The 20,945-nt window shown below is 38.5% G+C and carries 17 protein-coding genes; 10 read left to right on the top strand and 7 right to left on the bottom strand.

Annotated features, from left to right (window positions below; translation table 11 throughout):
• Window positions 1–10: 10 nt before the first annotated feature.
• The 3 genes from VSA01S_RS09370 (at window position 11) to VSA01S_RS09360 (ending at window position 4,968) form a co-directional block, all read left to right on the top strand.
• Window positions 11–2,122, top strand: a complete 2,112-nt coding sequence (locus tag VSA01S_RS09370) for a type I secretion system permease/ATPase (protein ID WP_039980836.1) — start codon at window positions 11–13, stop codon at window positions 2,120–2,122.
• Between the two features lie 167 nt (window positions 2,123–2,289).
• Window positions 2,290–3,972, top strand: coding sequence for an AMP-binding protein (locus tag VSA01S_RS09365; RefSeq protein ID WP_039980838.1), 1,683 nt, complete (start codon window positions 2,290–2,292; stop codon window positions 3,970–3,972).
• Window positions 3,973–4,386: 414 nt separating this feature from the next.
• Window positions 4,387–4,968, top strand: coding sequence for a flavodoxin family protein (locus VSA01S_RS09360; protein ID WP_039980841.1), 582 nt, complete (start codon window positions 4,387–4,389; stop codon window positions 4,966–4,968).
• 197 nt (window positions 4,969–5,165) lie between these two features.
• On the opposite strand, the gene VSA01S_RS09355 is transcribed toward VSA01S_RS09360, so the two are convergent.
• From VSA01S_RS09355 to VSA01S_RS09340, 4 genes are all read right to left on the bottom strand, one after another.
• Complete coding sequence (locus VSA01S_RS09355) at window positions 5,166–6,812, bottom strand: ABC transporter substrate-binding protein (protein ID WP_039980844.1); 1,647 nt, start codon at window positions 6,810–6,812, stop codon at window positions 5,166–5,168.
• A gap of 251 nt (window positions 6,813–7,063) precedes the next feature.
• Window positions 7,064–7,804 carry a hypothetical protein gene (locus tag VSA01S_RS09350; protein ID WP_039980846.1) on the bottom strand — a complete coding sequence of 247 codons (741 nt, stop codon included), beginning with the start codon at window positions 7,802–7,804 and terminating at the stop codon, window positions 7,064–7,066.
• 62 nt (window positions 7,805–7,866) lie between these two features.
• Complete coding sequence (locus tag VSA01S_RS09345; protein WP_145993880.1) at window positions 7,867–8,208, bottom strand: hypothetical protein; 342 nt, start codon at window positions 8,206–8,208, stop codon at window positions 7,867–7,869.
• A 71-nt stretch (window positions 8,209–8,279) separates the two neighbouring features.
• Entirely contained in the window at window positions 8,280–8,921 is a 642-nt protein-coding gene (locus tag VSA01S_RS09340; RefSeq protein ID WP_039980849.1) for a hypothetical protein, read from the bottom strand.
• A 375-nt stretch (window positions 8,922–9,296) separates the two neighbouring features.
• Between VSA01S_RS09340 and VSA01S_RS09335 the strand changes: the two genes are divergently transcribed.
• The 3 genes from VSA01S_RS09335 (at window position 9,297) to VSA01S_RS09325 (ending at window position 11,884) form a co-directional block, all read left to right on the top strand.
• On the top strand, window positions 9,297–10,130 hold the full coding sequence (locus VSA01S_RS09335; RefSeq protein ID WP_050567365.1) for a hypothetical protein: 834 nt from the start codon (window positions 9,297–9,299) through the stop codon (window positions 10,128–10,130).
• A gap of 26 nt (window positions 10,131–10,156) precedes the next feature.
• On the top strand, window positions 10,157–11,017 hold the full coding sequence (locus VSA01S_RS09330) for a Hint domain-containing protein (protein ID WP_039981827.1): 861 nt from the start codon (window positions 10,157–10,159) through the stop codon (window positions 11,015–11,017).
• 66 nt (window positions 11,018–11,083) lie between these two features.
• Window positions 11,084–11,884, top strand: coding sequence for a hypothetical protein (locus VSA01S_RS09325; protein ID WP_039981828.1), 801 nt, complete (start codon window positions 11,084–11,086; stop codon window positions 11,882–11,884).
• Between the two features lie 200 nt (window positions 11,885–12,084).
• Here the strand turns inward: VSA01S_RS09325 and VSA01S_RS09320 are convergent, their stop codons facing one another.
• Window positions 12,085–12,474 (bottom strand): hypothetical protein, encoded by a 390-nt coding sequence (locus VSA01S_RS09320; RefSeq protein ID WP_050567366.1) that lies wholly within the window; start codon window positions 12,472–12,474, stop codon window positions 12,085–12,087.
• A 327-nt stretch (window positions 12,475–12,801) separates the two neighbouring features.
• Between VSA01S_RS09320 and VSA01S_RS09315 the strand changes: the two genes are divergently transcribed.
• Window positions 12,802–14,055: an MFS transporter gene (locus VSA01S_RS09315; protein ID WP_050567367.1), complete on the top strand. Its 1,254-nt coding sequence runs from the start codon at window positions 12,802–12,804 to the stop codon at window positions 14,053–14,055.
• Window positions 14,056–14,151: 96 nt separating this feature from the next.
• On the opposite strand, the gene VSA01S_RS09310 is transcribed toward VSA01S_RS09315, so the two are convergent.
• Entirely contained in the window at window positions 14,152–15,291 is a 1,140-nt protein-coding gene (locus VSA01S_RS09310; protein WP_050567368.1) for a TauD/TfdA family dioxygenase, read from the bottom strand.
• Window positions 15,292–15,651: 360 nt separating this feature from the next.
• On the opposite strand from VSA01S_RS09310, the gene VSA01S_RS09305 reads away from it, so the two are divergent.
• The 3 genes from VSA01S_RS09305 to murQ all read left to right on the top strand — a co-directional run bounded on the left by VSA01S_RS09305 (window position 15,652) and on the right by murQ (window position 18,763).
• Entirely contained in the window at window positions 15,652–17,145 is a 1,494-nt protein-coding gene (locus VSA01S_RS09305; protein WP_050567369.1) for an aldehyde dehydrogenase family protein, read from the top strand.
• A 78-nt stretch (window positions 17,146–17,223) separates the two neighbouring features.
• A complete protein-coding gene (locus VSA01S_RS09300) occupies window positions 17,224–17,601 on the top strand; it encodes a YgiW/YdeI family stress tolerance OB fold protein (protein ID WP_039981830.1) in 378 nt (125 codons plus the stop codon).
• A 259-nt stretch (window positions 17,602–17,860) separates the two neighbouring features.
• On the top strand, window positions 17,861–18,763 hold the full coding sequence (gene murQ / locus VSA01S_RS09295; RefSeq protein WP_039981845.1) for an N-acetylmuramic acid 6-phosphate etherase: 903 nt from the start codon (window positions 17,861–17,863) through the stop codon (window positions 18,761–18,763).
• Between the two features lie 110 nt (window positions 18,764–18,873).
• On the opposite strand, the gene VSA01S_RS09290 is transcribed toward murQ, so the two are convergent.
• Window positions 18,874–20,553, bottom strand: a complete 1,680-nt coding sequence (locus VSA01S_RS09290; protein ID WP_039981831.1) for a flagellar assembly protein A — start codon at window positions 20,551–20,553, stop codon at window positions 18,874–18,876.
• Window positions 20,554–20,945: the final 392 nt, after the last annotated feature.

Below are 20,945 nucleotides of genomic sequence, written 5' to 3'. Positions count from 1 at the left end.
TAGATCAAGGATGAAAGACCCCTTACTGAACTCGCTTATATACGTTAGTCGTTACTTCGGTTTAGCCAATTCACCTGAAGCATTGATAAACGGTTTACCACTATCAAACGGAAAATTAACTCCCTTTCTCTTTCCCCGAGCAGCAGAAAGAGCAGGCTTAATCGCCAAAGAAAACCAAGCGGATTTAGACGCGATTTCAAGCTTAGTTTTGCCCGCTATTCTTATCCTTAAAGAAGGCGAGGCTTGCGTTATCAATAGTATCAATCTTGAAAAGTTAGAAGCAGAAATCACCAATTTAGAAAGCGGAATGGTTCCGATCGTTATGCCATTATCCGAACTAAAAGAACAATATACTGGCCATTATTTTCTGATCAAAAAACAATTTCAATACGATGAACGTTCACCGGAAGTACTAGAAACGCAACAAGGACACTGGTTTTGGTCAACATTATGGCAGTCGAAACGCATTTATCGCGATGTCTTTATTGCTTCTTTTTTGATCAATATTTTTGCTATTGCCACTCCAATGTTTACCCGCTTAGTTTACGACAAAGTGGTTCCCAATCTCGCCTTTGAAACGCTGTGGGTATTATCCAGCGGGATCTTCATCATTTTCTTATTCGATTTTTTACTCAAATCACTACGTAATTATTTTATTGATGTGGCAGGGAAAAAATCAGACATTCTTATTTCCTCAAAGTTATTCAGTAAAGTGCTAGGAATTCGGCTTGAATCAAAGCCACCGTCTGTCGGCGCCTTTGCTCGCCACTTACAAGAGTTTGAATCAATACGAGAGTTCTTTACTTCAGCGACGTTAAGTGCCCTGATTGATCTTCCGTTTGCTCTGCTGTTTTTACTCGTTATTTGGTTAATGGCTGGTGATTTGGTGTACGTGCCCTTGATCGGTGTCATCCTCCTGATTATTCACTCGCTGATCATCCAACGTCCATTGCGCCAATCTATCGAGGAAGGCTCACGCTTGGCATCGCAAAAATACGCCAACCTCGTCGAAAGCTTGGCCGGATTAGAAACCGTAAAAATGCTCAGTGCGCAGAGTCAATTCCAATATCGCTGGGAAGAAGCTGTTGCCCATATGGCTACTTGGAACATTAAAAGTCATAAAATTACAGACAGCATTCAAAATGCCGCAGGGTTTGTACAACAAAGCTGCAGTGTAGGTATGATCATCCTGGGTGTTTATCTGATCGCTGAGGGTGAATTAACTATGGGTGGCTTAATCGCTGCAACCATGCTAAGCGGAAGAGCCATTGGACCAATGGTTCAACTTTCTTTAATTTCCACTCGATATAACCAAGCAAAATCTTCAATGACCATTATCAATCAAGTGATGTCTATGCCTGATGAGCAAGAAGTAGGTAAACGCTACGTGCATCGCCCAGTCGTGCAAGGCAAGATTGAAATTGACCGTGTAACCTTTCATTATCCAGATGCCCCCATCGCCTCAATTCGAGATTTAAGTCTGATCATTAACCCTGGAGAGAAAGTTGCCATCATCGGCCGAATTGGTTCAGGCAAAACCACCTTAGAACGCTTGATAATGGGGCTTTATAAACCAACCGAAGGCCATGTTCGGATTGATGACACCGACATAGATCAACTGCATCATGTAGACGTGCGACGTAATATTGGCTGTGTGCCACAAGACTCAACCCTATTTTTTGGCTCAGTACGAGATAATATTACTTTGGGTCAACAGCTTGTCGATGACCGTGATGTATTAGAGGCAGCGAATCGGGCGGGCGTTACTGCTTTTACTCAATCTGATCCTGCAGGACTTGAGCGTCAAGTCGGAGAAGGTGGCAATATGTTATCCGGAGGACAACGCCAAGCCGTCACTATTGCACGGGCTTTCCTTGGCCATCCACCTGTTTTGCTTTTAGATGAGCCCACCAGTGCAATGGACAATCGATCCGAGATCCACATCAAGCATCAACTCGCTCAGCTTAAACCAACAGAAACCTTGATCTTAATTACACACAAGACATCGATGCTCGACGTTGTTGACCGAGTCATCGTGATGGATAAAGGCAGCATCATTGCCGATGGACCTAAAGCAAAAGTCCTCAGTGATTTAAAAAATGGCAAAGTTCAGAATCATTAATCACCATGAGGTAGCATTTAGTGTCTTATTAACCTCACTAAAGGAAGTTATTACTGAAGTTATTTTTTAGGAGGTTCATTATTGCTACCCCCATCGTTAAATAAATACTTCAAATTATTTATACGGAGCCATAATTTATTTTTAATATTGAGTTTTGAGAATAAATTATGTTGTTAGATAAAGGATTAAGTTATACAAAAGGTGATTTCTCAGGGTCGCTTTCCGAGCTTACTATCGGCTCTTTACTAGAAAAGCAAGCAACACTTTTCCCCGATAGAGAGGCTCTGGTTTCCGCTCATCAAGGCCAAAGAATATCGTATCAAGAACTCAATGCTCAAGCAGACCAACTAGCCAGTGGTTTGCTCAAGATTGGAGTAAAACAAGGCGATAGAGTTGGTATTTGGTCACAAAATTGTATTGAATGGACAATTACACAGTACGCAACAGCTAAAATTGGTGCGATCCTGGTTTGTATCAATCCAGCTTATAAATCGTTAGAACTTGAATATGCATTAAAAAAAGTCAGTTGTTCTACGTTAATCATGACACGGGCATTTAAAAGCTCGAATTATATAGATATTCTCAAGCAGCTTATACCACATATTGGTGAACAAGATAATGTCCATATTGAGTCATCTAAGTTACCTTCTCTGAAGTCTTTGGTTCTTATTGATGAACAAAAAGAAAAGGGCTTTCACTCATTTAATGATCTTTTTTTACAAGATAAGTCATTGATAGAAAATGTCAGGGCTATCTGCCACTCACTCCGAAGTGATCAGCCCATCAATATCCAGTTTACCTCTGGGACGACAGGCTCCCCCAAAGGTGCAACACTGACACACTTTAATATTACCAATAATGCCTTCTCAATTGCAGAGAAGTTAAGAATGGATGAAACAGATAAGCTATGTATACCTGTCCCATTGTATCACTGCTTTGGTATGGTAGGGGGTAACCTCACTTGCCTTGTGTCAGGTGCTTGTGCTGTTCTTTGTGGTGAAAGTTTTGACCCGCTAGCGACTCTTAAAACCGTTGACGCTGAACGCTGCACGATATTGCATGGCGTACCGACTATGTTTATCGCACAATTAAGACATTCAGAGTTAGATACATTTAATCTTACGACACTCAGAACAGGTGCAATAGCAGGCGCTACCTGCCCAGAAGAATTAATCATTGCAGTACAAGAAAAAATGCATATGGATGCTTTATTGATTGCTTATGGACAAACTGAGACGAGCCCATTGAGCTGTATGTTAGGTTTTGAGGATCCAATTGAAAAAAGACTATCAACTGTCGGTAAAGTATTACGGCATACCGAAGTTAAAGTCATTGACCTGAGCGGTAATACCGTAGAAAGAAATACCATTGGAGAGCTATGTACTAGAGGGTATTGTGTCATGCCAGGTTACTGGAATGATGAAGAGAAGACATTAACGACGATAGACTCTGAAGGTTGGCTGCATTCTGGTGACTTAGCGATAATGGATGATGATGGGTATTTAAGTATTGTAGGACGTTCTAAAGACTTAATTATTAGAGGGGGAGAAAACATTTTCCCTCGAGACATTGAAGACATTTTACACGGCCTTGATGCTATTGAAGATGTTGCCATTTTTGGAGTGACTGATGACTATTATGGTGAAAGGGTTTGCGCTTGGGTAAAAGTCGCGCAGGGCTATGAAATTTCCGAACAAGATATAAAAAATTATCTCTCTGAAAGAATTGCACATTTTAAAGTCCCATCTCTGATCCGTTTTGTCGATGAGTTTCCGCTCACCGTCACAGGCAAGTTGCAGAAATATAAAATGCGTGAATCGATGGAGTCAGAGCAAAAAAACAGATCCTGAGAGCTGGTATAAATTCAAGAACACGACAACACCATAATCTAATTAAGCCTCTATTTAGAGGAGAAACCCTGAGATTCAAGTCGTCGAGTTGAGTCTCGGGTTTAGCCTTGATAAAGCAGTTGCTCCATATAACCCAATTCTTCTAAAAAAATCCAGAGCAGAACAAAACCAACAATCGCAAACAGAACCATGATGGCCTTTTCATCTTCTTCCATACGTTCACCTTACCGGGTAGTCATATTGCATAACTTAAGTACATATTAAGCTAACAACAATACCTTCAAAATATCAATTGAAGGTCTGGCTCTGTGAACTCGATACAAAACTTTTTCAGCTTTTTTATTTGACCTCAACTTAAGTAGAGGTTTTAGCCTATGGTCATTACTTCTATTTTTACCTCGAAAGGGAACGATTGTGTCTAAGATTGCCATCATTTATTTTTCTAAAACTCAAGCGACCGCAAAGTTAGCACGCTCAATTGAAAGCGGCATTGTTCAACATGGTGAGCACAGTGTGCTTTCTCATCAAATTCAAGGTTCAGAGATCATTGAGGGCCGGTTCAATCACCCAGAGCTGATGCAGCAGTTAGCCGATTGCGCTGCGATTATTTTCGGTTCTCCAACTTACATGGGAGGCGTCGCTGCACAGTTTAAGGCCTTTGCTGATGCATCAAGCGGAACTTGGTCTAAACAAAAATGGACCAATAAATTAGCTGCGGGATTCACCTGTGGTGGTTCTTTAAATGGCGATCAATCAATGACTTTGCAATACCTACAAACGCTTTCTAGCCAACACGGCATGTTATGGGTCAGCTTGGGTATCCCGAGCAATAGCGGAGAACAAGGCCTCAATCGTTTAGGAACTCAAGCCGGCATTGTCGCACAAAATAATAACGGTAAGTTGCATCATTCAGATCTTGCCACTGCTCATTACCTTGGCAACAGAATCGCCGAACTGGTCAGTGCACAAGCTGATAATACACAAGCTGATAAATAAGATATCATAGGACTGGTTGCTGTATTAAGTGAGCGGCAATAATCACTGTCAAGGTTCGCTTCGTTAAACCACCAAAATGGAAAGCAAACCCATACCAGAAAGCTCAGAGCCAAAGTAAGTGGTTACTATACCCAAGTAACCACAAGGTGCTTGGGTATAGTGATGGGTAAGGAATTTAGCGAAAAAAGTACTCTGAACTATTGAGGCACTATGTAGAGATCTTTGGAGTAAATCCGCCCTTCGACATTATTTTTGGCAAAACCTCCAACATTGGGACGCACTAAGCGTGCTTGCATATAGTAATAGATGGGTGCGATCGGCATATCTTTGGCGAGTAGCTGCTCTGCTTGATCGTAATAGCTTTCTCTCTTGTTCTGCTCTGTCGCGGATAGCGCTTGATGCATAACAGCGTCGTATTCTTTGCTCTGATAACGGGCAAAATTCCCCGTCGACTCTGAGCGAAGTAAACTGAGGAAAGTCGAGGCTTCATTGTAATCCCCGCACCAAGATGCTCGCATAACATCAAAGTTACCTTGCCTACGCGACACCAAATACGATTTCCATTCTTGGTTTTCTAGCTCAACTTTAGCGCCCAAGTTTTTTTTCAGCATTGATGCAATAGCAACAGCAATCGATTTATTGGACTCACTGGTGTTATACAGCAAAGAAAAGGTCAATGGATTTTCTTTAGAATAACCCGCTTGCTTTAGTAACGCTTGTGCATGTTGATTGCGCTGTTGTTGAGTCCATTGGCTGTATGTTGGCTGTGAAGCATGAAATCCAGCGGTAAACTGATGAGCGAAGGTATAAGCAGGTAGGTGACCAACTTGTGTGACTCCATCGGTGATCACATCACGCATAATAGAATAAGAGACGGCTTTTCTCACTCGCTCATCGTCAAAAGGAGGACGAGTGGTATTAAAAGCATAATAGTAAGTACATAATAACGGCACACTGGTATAAGCCTGAGGGTAATCTTGCTGTAGTTTTTGTGCCATGTGAGGCGGAATATCAGAAGTTAGGTCTACTTCGCCTGCAGCATAACGATGAATAGAAGCATTTTGGTTTTCAAACGGAATGTACGTCACTTGATTCAAACGAGTATCGACCTGATCCCAATAATTAGGGTTCTTGGTAAGCTCTAAGCGCTCATTAACCACCCATTTTGCTAATGTGAATGCCCCATTGCCAACAAACTGCTGAGGATCGTTCCAAGGCTTATCACGGTTTTCTACGGTTGCTTTATGTACTGGCATCATAGAAGTATGGGCGGTCATGGCAACGAAATAAGGCACTTTTTCTTCTAACTCAAAGCGAATGGTATGCTTATCCAAGGCAGTCATACCCAACGCTTCCAATGGCTTTTTTCCATCCGCTACCTCTGCAAGGTTCTTTATCTTGGTGATTCTCAGATACCATACATTGGGAGAGGCCGTTTTAGGATCAACCGCTCGCCTCAGTGAATACACAAAGTCTTGTGCTGTAATAGGATCACCATTCGACCATTTCGCCTCTTTGCGCAAATTAAAAGTAAAAACTTGGTTATCTTCGGTATGCCATGATTGTGCAACACCTGGGATGATATTTCCGTCACGATCTTGGATGACGAGGCCTTCAAACAAGTCTCTTATAATGTGCATTTCAGGCATCCCTTCCGCTTTTGCAGGATCTAAGGTAGCGGCTTCTGCATCATTAGCTCGAACTAAGTGTTGCTGAGAGAAGAATTGTTGAGAGTTAGTATCGGTATCTCGTTGGGGAGCGGTTGCCAATGCTGCTCCTGCAGGCAGCAACACGTAACACAGCATGGCTACCGGTTGGTTAAAAAACGTTCTTTTTATGTCCATTTAATGCTTCTCCTTTGGATAACTCAGTGATTGGATGATGGCCAAAACTGAACCTTTTAACTTCAGAGTGGTTTATTTACATCACTTCGTTATGGTAACGCTCACCATTAGTCAAAGCATAGACGGCAAAAGCAGAGTTCACTAAGTTGCTCTGCTACAAGGAAGGGAAATATGCCCAAGTAACGGCAACTTAGGCATACAATGAACACTCACCAAACAACCATTTGGAAGGCTCTATTCGAATACTTTTCTCATTTGTAGAACTTGTATCCATACAGTGATAGGGATTTATTATCATTAAGAGTGATATACCCCGGTAAGTGTGGTTCTCCATCTTCACCGATCCAAAAACCTGCGAATCCAGAAACTTGACCATTATGTTTCACATCACTACAGTTCTCTGCTGAGCCAGTAATTTGGAATAAGTTATTTTTCATATGGCCTATATCGATGTGTATTTTGCAATAAGTATCTCCATTATCCATAAAATCTAGTTTATAGCTCTTATGATCAAGCCCAATATAATTAGTGCCATTTATAGTAATTCTATTAAATAACTTTAAACTATCTATACCGATATCATCCTTAACAATATTAAGAATTTCATTATCATCATCGATATTCACATAGTTACCATTTCCAATAGATTTATAATTAACTTTTTTCTCTAAGTTTCCAAAGCGGTCATTTTCCTGTAGTTCAATATAACCATCCAACTCTGATACCTTGGCACTAAAAATAGTTGCCCCTTTACCATTGGTCTCTATAATTTTTATTTTCGGCAGACCAGAAACTGATGTGTGTATAGCAAACTTATTATTATCAAACACCCATAACCCATCAAGTTTATGCTCATTATTTAAGGTTGTAGGCTTATTGGGTACCGTTGGCTTAGACACGGAAGTATTATTATCTTCCTTACCAGTTGAACTCCCACCACCACAACCTACTAGGCAACTTGAAATAATGATTGGAATAATAACTTTATACATTCTTCATCCTTTAAAAATTGATTTAAAACCCAATTAAAACACATTAAACTTTATAATTACAATTAATTTAACTTTGGACTACAGAAGTTGGTTTTTGTATCGATCTCTATATCACATGATGTATTTACATCCGTTGGCATTTTTATAACTTTATTATCTTCAGTAAAGAAAACGGGATAGATAGGCTTTGATCTCAACTCACCACTATCATCATAGACATAATAATCATACTCTCTAATACTTAAGTGGTCACAATTTAATGCCCACTGGTTTCGTGACATCGCTTCCTCATAACTTAAGTTCTCTGATGAACAAAAAACCTCACCGTAATAACCATCAGCAAAAACTGATGAATCAATAACCGTCAAAAAAGAAATAATAAGGGTTAGTTTTTTTAGCATCATAGCCTCACTTCTGTACACAAATAATATATCTTCACTAAAGGAGATAACTATCTAACTCTATTGGTAACCATTCAATTTAATATTAAGCTGGAACTTTCGCAGATTTCTATCACGTTAGAATTTCTTCTATTACATGAAGCACTTTCATTTTTAGGAGCTTCAAACCAATCATTAAAGTTTGCTGAATTGTAAAAGGTTGGATATTTAGGTCTAGCTCTTAGTCCTCCGTTTTTATTATAAATATAAAAATTAAAGGTTCTATCAGATATATATTTACACTTTCTTGCCCACTGGTTACGTTGTATTGCCTCTATAGGATTCAAGCTATCAACAGCGCACCTTCTTACAAGCCTTTCTTCATGCCTTGAGGAATTGCTGACACAATAAATTTTTCGTGTATAGTGCCTTATATCACAGGCAGCATTTTCGCTCTTAGGAGCTTTAAACCAATCATCAAAGTTATTTGGATTGAAAAAGCTTGGGTATTTAGGCCTAGCTCTTATTACACCGTTATCGTCGAATACATTATAATCTTCAGTCCTCAACGAGATATGTCTACACTTTCTGGCCCAACTATTACGTTGAATTGCCTCCGTAGGAGTCAGATTATCCTCATCGCATCTTTTCACCGTACGGGGTTCATCATTAAAAGACAAAACAACCGGGCTAAAAAAAATAACACCTAACGTTAGTATTAACGTTTTTTTAAACATAAAAATATCCCTTTTAGGTAAGAGTGCACTCCAAACACATCTGATACAGCATTAACAATAGAATTATAAAATTATTTTTAATTGGTTATCTATAATTTAAAAACAATCTATAAAAAATAAGATATAAAATCAACTTTAAGTAAGAAAAAAAATAAAAAACATAAATGTCAATTTAGTGTCAGACAAACAATACCCCCCCATAAAAACAAAAATGAAATTAATTTAATATCAAAAAAATCATTAATATAAAATTAAGAATATCATTAGTTAAACGTTAAAAAAACCATTTAAATTTAATAAACTTTATAATATATTCCTCAATCGTCATTGAACAACGACATTATTTAACTAACTAAAATAAATAAGGACATTTTCATGAAAGCGCCAATTTTTGGAAAGAAGCTTTTAGTGACAACACTAACATTAATGCCATTAAGTGTATTTGCTGATATGCATGCTTACAACAGTTGTAATGATATATTAGCTCAAGGAGCTTATGCTCAATACCAAGTGACAACAGACTCAGAAACAGGCATAGCCCTTAAAAAGTGGCTTTGCAGTACAGACCATATAAGTAATTATGGTAGAAACTCATTTCAGTCAGCTGTTGTTGATATCCTTTCGTTAGACAGATACAACGGAAATGTAGATGAATGGAAAAGGGCTGAGTGTCAAGGTTGGAAGGATAGTAATTATACTGGCAGTAAATCTGCCCACCTTTTAATCCAAAAAGTAAATGATAATATCATTGACAATTGGTCAAGCTGTATGCAAGAAAAGCAAGGTCACCCTCTTGTCTGTTATGCCAAACAAACAGATCAATCACTACGGATGAAATTTGTAAATAATGGAAATTCCGACATTGAAGTTAATAGTTTATACGCAGGAAATATGACTTCTAAGCAATGGAACCCACGAACCATACGAGCTGATAGAGGTTACATTATGCGTTATACAATTGATGATGAACGCTATGATGCTGAGTTTGTATTAAATGGTGAAACAGGATACGACGATGTATCTTGCGATTATACTATCCCAGCAAAGCCAAAGCCTAGTACAAAATATCAGTGTGAAGTATTAAGATTAAATTCCTTATCAGCAAAAAAAATTACTACACGTGATTATGAATATCTAAGAGAAGCTAAGATGGTTCCTGCTTTTGATAATGGTAGGTTTGTCGCTGGTTACCCATGTGAATTGTATTAATGGAAATAAGGAAATAAGGAAATAAAATGAAATTAAAAAAATCAGTGCTATTTTTAGGTATTACTATTTTCAGTTCTATTGCTCTTTCCGACACACCTGAAGTTGAAACAGTAAAAAGGTGCTCATTGGATAGTTTAAATGTATCACAAGCAGTGGGTAGGGACAAATGGGCAAAGAAATGTGGATATATATCTCGAAGAGATTATGATTATTATATATACGACGATAACGGTAAAATAAGAGCTAGGCCTAAATACCCAAGCTTTTTCAACCCAAATAACTTTAATGATTGGTTTAAAGCTCCTACTACTGAAAATGCTAACTGTAACATAAGACATTATACACAAAAAATATTCTGTGTTGCTTCATGCTATACACCAGATCAAAAGATTCTATTTGTAGACGGGGAGCATGAAATTTACGATGCATTTACAAAAAAACTAACTAATATTATTGCATTATCTGACAGTTCTAGTCTTGATAATATCTCATATCAGGTAAAAGGTGTTGAAGCATACAGTGAGTCTATTATCGAAACCGTTCATAATATCCGAGTCTTTAATACTGTAAATGGTGGCCAGCTCAAAGTTACTGACAACCACCCATTACTGCTTTCTACAGGGTATATGCAGACTGCTGAAAACATAAAAGTTGGCGATAGCTTGATCAGTAAAGATGGCTCTTTTGATGAGATCATTAACATTGAAGACGTTAAGTTCACAGGTAAAGTTTATAACGTGATGCCAGATACCTCTGATAAAAGTACCAATGGCCAAATTGTAGTCGCACAAGGTTTTCTCTCTGGTTCAATGTATTATCAAAATGATGGTGCAGATTTAACCGGAAGACTCTTATTAAGAAGTCAAGTACCTAGTGATTTACTTTAATTTTTAAGGTGATTTTGTAAATTAGCTAAGCAAGGCCTTTGTGCCTTGCTTTTAAACAGGTTTTCTATGTTAAAAAAGACTCTTATTTTAACGGCATCACTATCAGTTATTGCCTATATTACTTTCAATTCCCACACAAAAGCACCATCTGAATTACAAGCACTTCGTATCGAAGAGAGCACCGTTGAAAGCCAACATATACATGAAGCTGTTGCTTCGGAGCAAGCATCCAGTATTAGTACCCTTGTTCAACCTAACAATGTTAAATATCAGGAGAGCAACGTTCTTGATGAATCAAGCTATAATTGGGAAAATAATACTTGGCGCCAACCAAGTGAGGAGTTTCAAAGCTTTATCACCCTGAGCAGCAAGGTATTGACCACAGCATCAGACCGACAAAACTTTGAGCTGTTATTGAATGACTATAAGATGGTGGAAGCAACCAGAAAGGCGCTCCTATCTGATATCAGTGTTGAAAAGTACAATTATGATGATGAACGAGCAAGGTGGGATGCCATTTATTATATAAGCAGCATCATCACAGGTAAGTACAAAACGCAGCACCTGACTGATATTATTAATTTATCTCTCGAAGTAATCAATAAGCCACTTCCGGACAATATACCTGATGATGAAATCAAAAAATCTTTGATTGGAGATAAAGTTGAGATTGCCATGGATTTAGCCATCTTCCAACCCGATATATGGCAAGAGTATAAAGCCAGTAGCGATCCTACCATGGCGAAGTTCATTAACTATGTCGATAATAAAGCTGATTTTAGTCGTAACAAGATGAAAAGCGACGCTCAAAAATTGGCAGATAGGTTGAAGAGTCTATCACAAGAGTCCAATTTGGCGACACAATAGTCTCCCTTTAAAACTGAAGGCTCACACTCAAGTCACCCAAAAATGAACACGACAAAATGCGGCCTCGGTTTCCATTAGCTAAAGAGGAAAAATCAGAGCACTCAAGCCTCTTCAATCACGCTAATAAGCCAGAGCCGCTTGCTGCTTACAAGCTATTTGACACAGCGCTTCCACCTCTCATCACCACTTTTGACACAAAGCTACATGAGCCCTGAAAAAGGGTGTGATAAACGGGAATAATAGCCTGGGGCGAAGATGGTTTGTCCCTTTACAAATTGGATTTGAAAGATATACCAATCACTGAATGCGTTTTCGGCTGGGTGTGCCACCATGCCCATCGCATCACATCGGTTTTGTAGGTATTGATACTCTTGTAATGAAATAGTCAAATAGCGGAATCCTACTTGCGCGTTAACAATATGAATCCCCCACTCGCCACTAATTTCAGTATCACTTCCATCCTGTTCGTATAACCATTCCCAATCCGAACCATCCACAGTGGCACAATACACTCTTGCTGAATCAGCAAAACTGTTAAATGAAAGCCCAAATAATAAAGCTATCAAAAACTTTTTTGTAAACAAATACATTTTTAAAATCGATTCCATTTAATTTAAATATAAAAAAGGGCACGATGCCTATTATTTACATAAATAACGATTAATAAAGTTTAAAATAAAAAGTTCATCACATACCTTTCAATTTCATTACATAGTTTCTATATAAATAAATCATTCAGTTCTACCTTAAAATGATGTCACTCTGTCGATAATATCTAATAAGTCTAAACACAGACATTATCATCCCTTATGTACCTCTTACTTTACAACTCAATAATAAAAAGTTGAATACCAAGTAGCATCAAGAAACCTGATTTAAAACGATGTTACTTTGGTGTATATATAATAGGAAATTTCATGAAGAATGGTTTATTCAAGTACCTTACAGTTTTAATTTTATCATTGGCCGGTAGTTCAATTTATACTGTACCTTACATTAAGTATGTGTTTTATGATATCCAGCTTGAAGTTATGAACATCAATCATATGCAATCTGGCTTTCTCTTAACCATTTATGCTTTAGGCTGTATATGTACTTATATTCCCGGTGGCATCATAACGGACCGTGTATCACCCAGAAAAGCTCTTTGTATCTCTTTATGGTGCACTGCTTTATTAAGTACATTATATGCCTATACCTTGTCTTACCATACAGCGATTGTTATTTGGTTTCTTTTTGCCATCAGTACCGCCTTTGTTTTTTGGACTTCTTTACTCAAAGCAATCAGTATGGCGGGCAACCGAGATGAGCAAGCACGATTATTTGGTGTTTACTATGCTGGTAGTGGATTAGCTGGCGCCTTAATTAATACTATAGCTCTCAAAACATCAGCACTCACTACCGATCCCAAACAAGGCTTTGTTTACGCCATTATGGTTATGGCATTTTTCAGTTTTATATGTGGCTTTTTAGTTTTTCTCGTTGTTAAAGAGATCCAAACGACGAATACCCATCAAGATGAAAAATTTCATATATCACACCTTCGCTTACTTCTTAAAACCCCTATTCTCTGGTGCTTTTCATTTATAGTGTTCACGGGGTATGCGGTTTCTAGTAGCACAACCTACTTTACTCCCTATTTAACTAATGTCATTGGTATTTCAGTGGAAGAGTCCGGCTTTTTTTCAATTATTCGTAGCCACTTATTTTACTTAATCGCCCCGCTGGGAGGATACTTAGCCGATAAGGTTTTTCGTTCAACTGCAAAACTATTCATTGTCTTATTTGGGCTGTTGGCGATGACATTTATTGGTATGCTACTGATAGAAAGTAACATAAGTCCAACTCTTATCAGTATTTATACCTTGCTTCCAGGTGCATTGGGACTCATGTTGTACGGGTTGGTATTCTCTATTATGAGAGAAACAAACATTCCTCTTAAATTCTCAGGTACTGCTATTGGAATTGCTTCAATTATTGGCTACGCCCCCGATTTATTCATGTCGACCATGTTTGGATACTGGCTAGATAATTATGGGAATGACGGATATACATTAATTTTTACCTTTCTTTTCAGTGCCTCTTGCGTGGGTATGATACTATCTGCAATCATTTTGAAGCAAAAGGATAGGTCGACTTTGTCTTTACATCAAGGTGGACTATATACTTAGATTATTCATTAGATAAAGTGGGGCTTTTTAGATTCATCAAGCCCCAAAATAGCCCTTACAGGCAAGCTTTCAAAAATAGCTTGCTTACATTGACCGTTAGCTACCAACTTTCTGAGCACAACAAAGGCGTAATGCACTTTCAAAATCTTCTCTATTGATATAGCAACCTGCCAATTTACGTTCACCTATAAAGGCATCTCTGCCATGCAATACACGCCAATTGTCAAAAATAATCATTTCACCGGGTTTTAAAATATACTTCCATTGATATTGCTCTGACGATGCTAGAGTTTCAAAATAAGCCAATGCTTCATAAATTTTCTGCAAGTTATTTAAGTGTGGAGAGAGAGCTTCCCGGTCGTAATGATTAAAGCTAACTTGCTCAAGTTGACCGTAACGATTATAGCGAAGTACACTTCTCTCGGCAGCTAAACTCACACCATCACCAACGTAACGACCTATTATCGGAGTGTCTTTAAGCAAAGCATGAAGATCTGGCCGATTCTTTAGTATCTCATTCGCTAGCGTAAAACCATCAACCATCGTTGAAGCACCTCCTTGAGCATCATAATGACAACACAATAACATTTGTAACCCAGGCGCATCATAGCTATAAGTACTATCTGTATGAGCGCCTAAAGCTAAATCCGTATAGGCAGAATCATCTCTGTTTTGGTTTGCACTGAACTCCCATAAGCCACCGAAAATAGTTTGGCGAACATAGCCTATTTTATTAGCAATATTTGCTACAGAGTCGATAGTTGTCGGACACTCATTGACAACAACAAAGCCATACTCTTTTAATCGTCTCAGTAGCTGGCTAAAGTTAGCTGACTCTTGAAGCTGATCATACTGAAAACGAAACGCAGTATTATCGATTAAATCAGAATTTCTCCAGCACTTAATACCCTGTCGATGATGCAACATAAAATGAGCGGAAGTGTCAGTCAAGTCGTGAATTTTTGTGTATAAGTCCTGTGCAGTGTACGTTGAAGGTTCATGACTATTTTGCCAATAAATAATGACCTTACTTCCTTCTTCAACACTGATATTTATCGGGATAGAGTAATGATAAAGCTCTCTCGCTGAATACTTTTTTTGATTGGTTTTAGCATCCCAATCTACATGTGACTTAGAATAATCTTTGAGCCAAATATAGGAAAGATTAAGCTCATTCCCATCACGGAACCTAATCAGCAATGAATGTTTATTTGGTATTATATTTTCAATTTCCATCTGAAAGCCTTAAAATTAATGATAAACCTGTAACTCAATAAGTATTAGAGCGCATATATCATCATACTTTAGGACTTCATTTATGTTGAAAGTCAAACCTCTAAGCATTGATCTCTATTATTTGCCCTTCCTCTGCTATCGATCACACTTTGCACAGTTCACAGTAAATTATCACTCAAATTAAATTTCGTCAGTACTTCCCATTAAAAACAAAATAGACTAATTAAAAGTAAGTTAAAGGTGACTTATTTATCCTTTTTGTTCATTGTTCGTTTTTATCTCTCTTTTTTTACTGGTGAATCTTTTTTTGACGCAGGTTTAATCTAGGATATAAATACTTCTTTCTACTACGTGCCTTTTATGTCAGATTTATCATCATCGAATTTAGGAAACTTATTGGAGCAAATCCAATTACCTCCTAGCAACCAACTGTTTATTCATGGTAATTGGACCACTTCTTTATCGACACAACATTATCAAGTTTACGACCCTGGCACAGGTCACGTATTGATGAGTAATGTAGAGGCGAATGATGATGATATCGACAGCGCCGTTATTTCTTCAATTCAGGGCCAGCGAGGTTGGCAAGCGTTATCCCCAGCTAAACGCGGCCAATATTTGTATGATTTAGCAGAAAAGCTCAAACAACAGCAGGAGCCTTTTGCAATAGCAGAAACCTTAGATACAGGGAAACCCTATTCTGAGGCACTAATAGATATAAAAACCTGTGTTGACTTTTTACGTTATTACGCAGGTTTATGCGATAAACTGCATGGTGAAACCATTCCTGTCGACGAAGAGCAGTTCAGTTTTACCATACAAGAACCTGTTGGGGTGACGCTGCATATTATCCCATGGAATTTTCCACTGTTTACATGTATACGCGGTATTGCTCCTGCTTTAGCAGCGGGTTGCAGTGTGATCATCAAACCTTCTGAACATGCACCTATTTCTATTCTAATGCTAGCTCAAATGAGCCGTGACCTAGGCTTCCCTGCTGGGGTAATTAACGTTATTACAGGCCGCGGAACTCAAGCAGGAGAAGGCTTATGCTTACACCCTGGGGTCAATCATATTACTTTTACTGGCTCTAAATTAACCGGGACACGCGTTCTCAGAGCTGCGGCTGAAAACATGGCAACATGCACAATGGAATTAGGCGGAAAGTCCCCAGCGATTGTTTTCCAAGATGCCAACCTCAAGCAAGCAGCAGAGGATATCATTTCGGCTTCATTTTTAAACTCGGGTCAAGTATGCTCCTGTGCGTCAAGAATCATTATTGACAAATCAATAAAAGACAAATTTATTGATCTCCTTTGTAGTAAGCTGGCTGATATTTCGATAGGTCATGGTATGAGTGATCATCAATTCGGTGCAATCAATAATCCTATTCAAATGGATAAAATAGAGCAAGCAATACAACTGGCTAAGCAAGAAGGAGCAACCATTTTGCTCGGTGGTAAGCGTTATCAAAACCCTACCCATACCGAAGGTCTATATTTTTTACCGACCTTGTTAGATAACCTTCCAACAGACTCAGTTCTTTTGTATCAAGAAGTATTTGGCCCGATAATCTGCTTACAATCATTTGAAGGAGTGGATCAAGCCATCTCTTTAGCTAATTCGACCTCATTTGGCCTTCATGCTGGAATCTATACACAAGATATTGCTTTAGGACTAAAATTAGCGAAAAGAATTGATGCAGGACAAGTCAACATTAATCAATATTATGCTAGCGAAATTTATGTGCCATTTGGCGGCAATAAGCACTCTGGCTTTGGAAGAGAATGTGGAAAAATTGCAGTACAAAACTATATGAAAACCAAAGCAACCACCATTTGTTTAAAAACCTGAACGATAAATTCAGGTTTCGTTCATGATGTCAGTATTATGATTTACAACATCATCTAATCTTAAACATAGGTACACACAATGAACAAACTATTCACTCTATCAACTCTTGTTATTGCTTTAACAACTTCTGGCCTTGCTTCTGCTGGTTTTAATGATGGCAAAACTGTGGCTTCTGGTGGCTTCAATGGACCAACTCAAGGAGTTGTCCTAACCGCAAAAGAAGCATTGGATGCGGTCGATGATACCCCAGTCAAACTGACCGGAAACATTGTTAGCTCTCTTGGTAAAAAAGATTATCTATTTAAAGATCAGTCTGGCGAAGTGGTAATTGAGATCAGTCAAAAACGTTGGCAAGGACAATCAGTCAGCCCATCGGATAAAGTTGAAATTCTAGGTGAAGTAGATAAAGACTGGAATAGTGTTGAAATTGAAGTGGAATCTATTCGTAAACTTTAATCAGGTACTTCTCAACACATAAAAAAGAGCGAACAATCGCTCTTTTTTATTTTTTGTTTATTCCACTTCTTCTTTTACTTAAAGAGCAAAGTTAAGCATGGTACTCTTGACTGGTCTAATACGATAACAATGAACCAATCTCTATATTTTTGTTCACAATCATGGATATGGTGTTGCCTCAACAACCATTAAATTCGAGTAAATGTCAGCTTGTCTTGGTATCATTTTCATTCCTTCTCTAACTTGGTTAAGTTACATTATGAATATTGATTTAAATCAGCTCGTCACTGAACGTCGAAATACCGCAAGTTTAGAAATCGATAATCTATCGACTCTTGATATGTTAAAAGTCATTAATCAAGAAGATAAACAAGTCGCATTTGCTGTAGAAAGCGAGCTCCCTCAAATAGCTCTTGCAGTCGATGCGATTAATGCCAGCTTCTCCAATGGCGGACGTTTGATTTATATTGGCGCTGGCACATCAGGACGCCTAGGAATTCTTGATGCTAGCGAATGCCCTCCTACTTATGGTACTTCACCAGATTTAGTCATTGGATTAATTGCTGGTGGACATCAAGCAATTTTAAAAGCAGTAGAAAACGCAGAAGACAATGCTTCTCAGGGAGAGACGGATTTAAAACAACTTAACCTCACCCATCGTGATATTGTTGTAGGAGTCGCCGCAAGTGGACGTACTCCGTATGTTCTCGGTGGCCTCAATTATGCTAACACGATTGGCGCAACAACCGTTTCAATTGCATGTAATCCAGGATCGGCGATGGCGGAGACCGCAACAATAGCGATTCAACCTGTTGTTGGGCCCGAAGTCGTCACTGGCTCTTCTAGAATGAAAGCTGGTACGGCACAAAAGATGGTTCTTAATATGTTATCAACTGGAGCCATGATTCGAAGCGGTAAAGTTTTTGGTAATCTCATGGTTGATGTTGAAGCGACAAACGCCAAGCTTGTTCAGCGCCAAGTCAATATCGTTGTAGAAGCAACCGGGGCCTCTTACTCGGATGCAGAACAGGCGTTAAATGATTGTGAGCGTAACTGCAAAACAGCAATTTTTATGATTCTAAGCGGGCTCGATGCTCAAAAGGCAAAAAGAAAACTCACCGAACACAATGGGTTTATTCGTAAGGCACTGATTAACATTTAGGTTTGAAATCTAGATACAAGCTACTCTTTGCTTAATCTAAGCTAGGTACTCGATGCTCAAATAATCCCTCTAAGCCCTTTATACCATCACAGTAAAAGGGCTCAATTCCATCAACATATCGCCAAATCTTCTTTATCTAAGCTCCCTGAAAATCGCAGCTTATTTTGTTCGAGTTTGAATACGCATGCTCCATAGGCTTTATTGGTTGTGATCTGTTCTTTTCCTATTTTAACCGTCACTCTATCAAACATTCGATTTAGTGCTTCTACCGTTATTTCAGACTGTTCACGTTCAAAATCATATTCTGCTTTTTCGAGCTGATATTTAATGTGCTCAAGGCCATCATTGTTTTGCTTTTTATAAGCAAACAACGCTTCTTGCTGAACTTTTTTTTCAGCCCCACTTGGTATCTTCTTTAATGCTAATTCTTTTCGAATTATCTCCATCGTTTCATTTTGGGCTTGTTTATATTCATTTTTCAGTAACGATATTTTTTGTTTATATTGCTCCGACTGAGTGAATGCTTCAATTTTAGTTACGGTATTTCCTTCCACACCAATCTGAAAACATCGAACACTTCCCGCAACACGAGCCTCACCACCACTCAATGTGCCAACTTTGCTTTTCAGTTCAAGAACGGTAAGATCGCCTCGGCAGTCAATATCGTTATTCATACTATGCACGCAAAGTACTATATCTTTACCCGACATTAACTCACTATACTGAGCATAGTTAGCATAAATAGTACCTTGGCTGCGCACGTGACAACTTTTAGATTCTTCACCACTGACATTATGTCCAATAATGCCTTTTCCAACCGAAATGTCACCTTTTGCTTGAACGTTGGCCGACTCAATAAAACCACCGACAGTAATAGAGCCTGTAGCTTTGACGTTCATACCCGATTCAATATTGCCACTGATTATGACACTGCCTTTAAAGCTTATGTGCCCTGTACCGATATCGACATCGTTAAGCAATAGAACGTTATCAACATCGACACAGTTTGCTTTAATAAGCGGCGTACCTGATGTAATGGCAACAAGTAAATTGGCATCAGAACTACTAAACTCTGTTCCCTTTCCTAGCTCTAAAGCAAGGTCTTCTCCACATTTAGCAGCCACCTCTTCTCCTAATACCGTCATACCAGAGATACCATCGGTAAATGGGATTTTACGCATAAGCGGTTGCCCAATATCAACAGTAATGGTTTGACCTAAATTTCTTAAATCAACTTTTTCATTACTCGAACCGGCTTGTTGTGGTTTTAAAATTCTTTTGGTGATGTCTTCCACAAGTGGTTTAAATATCGTGTCACAACCATCAATAGGACGCTTTCCTTTTGCAACAGGTTGAGTTACTTGTTGGCCAGGTCTTAATTGTGCACTCATTTGTAAGACTTTTCTTAGTGCAAGTTTATTAATGCCTTTCGTCACTCTCGCTTGACTAAGAATCTGAATTAACTCATCGGCTGTAACCCCTCTCCCACCATAAGCCCCAATGACAGTAATACTTGCCAACATTCCATCGCCACTTACTTCAATATAAGCTTGTGCATTTTTTATTTCAGCAACAGTAATACCTTGATAAGCTTCTTCTGTGGCATTTTCGGCATATTGGATAAAGAGGTCTATATTCTCTGTATAAACCATAGCATGATAAGCTTTCATCTTTTCAAGCTGTTCAGTGAAAAGTTCCTGATTTAAACTACCGTTCAAAAAAGTGTCTTTAGGTAAACGAGCAATAACTTTAGTCTTATCGTCAGACCAAACGAGATAGGGGCTCCACATAACTCATCCATTAGCATCCTCACATTTCTTCGAGTGTAGCTAATATATTAAATACAGCCGCGCTCTGTATCACAGATCTTTGTCGCTATACTGGCATCTAATAATAGAATTCAAACACACTTCAAATCTCTTGATACGAGGAGGTGGCTATCACTCACATTCGTTGTTCCTCTTGCTCTCAGTAGTATGATGAGAGCAGCCTCTTTACACTGTAAATTCAGGTTTTCTTTAAGAGTTTAGGAAGAGATGAAGTTTAAATAGAAAGGTAGTTTTCTTAATTTCTGCGGGTGACTCATTAATATCAACATGACTCATGAACTTGTTTTTTCTATGGCATCTAAGCAAATTAATTTACAGTGTAAACAGGGACTCCTTTCAATAGCTTTCCACTC

Origin of the sequence: Vibrio sagamiensis NBRC 104589 (genome assembly GCF_007990935.1) — a bacterium.
GTDB classification, from domain to species: Bacteria; Pseudomonadota; Gammaproteobacteria; order Enterobacterales; family Vibrionaceae; genus Vibrio; species Vibrio sagamiensis.
The sequence above is the reverse complement of the archived record's forward strand: the minus strand, read 5'-3'. Positions and strand labels throughout refer to the sequence as shown.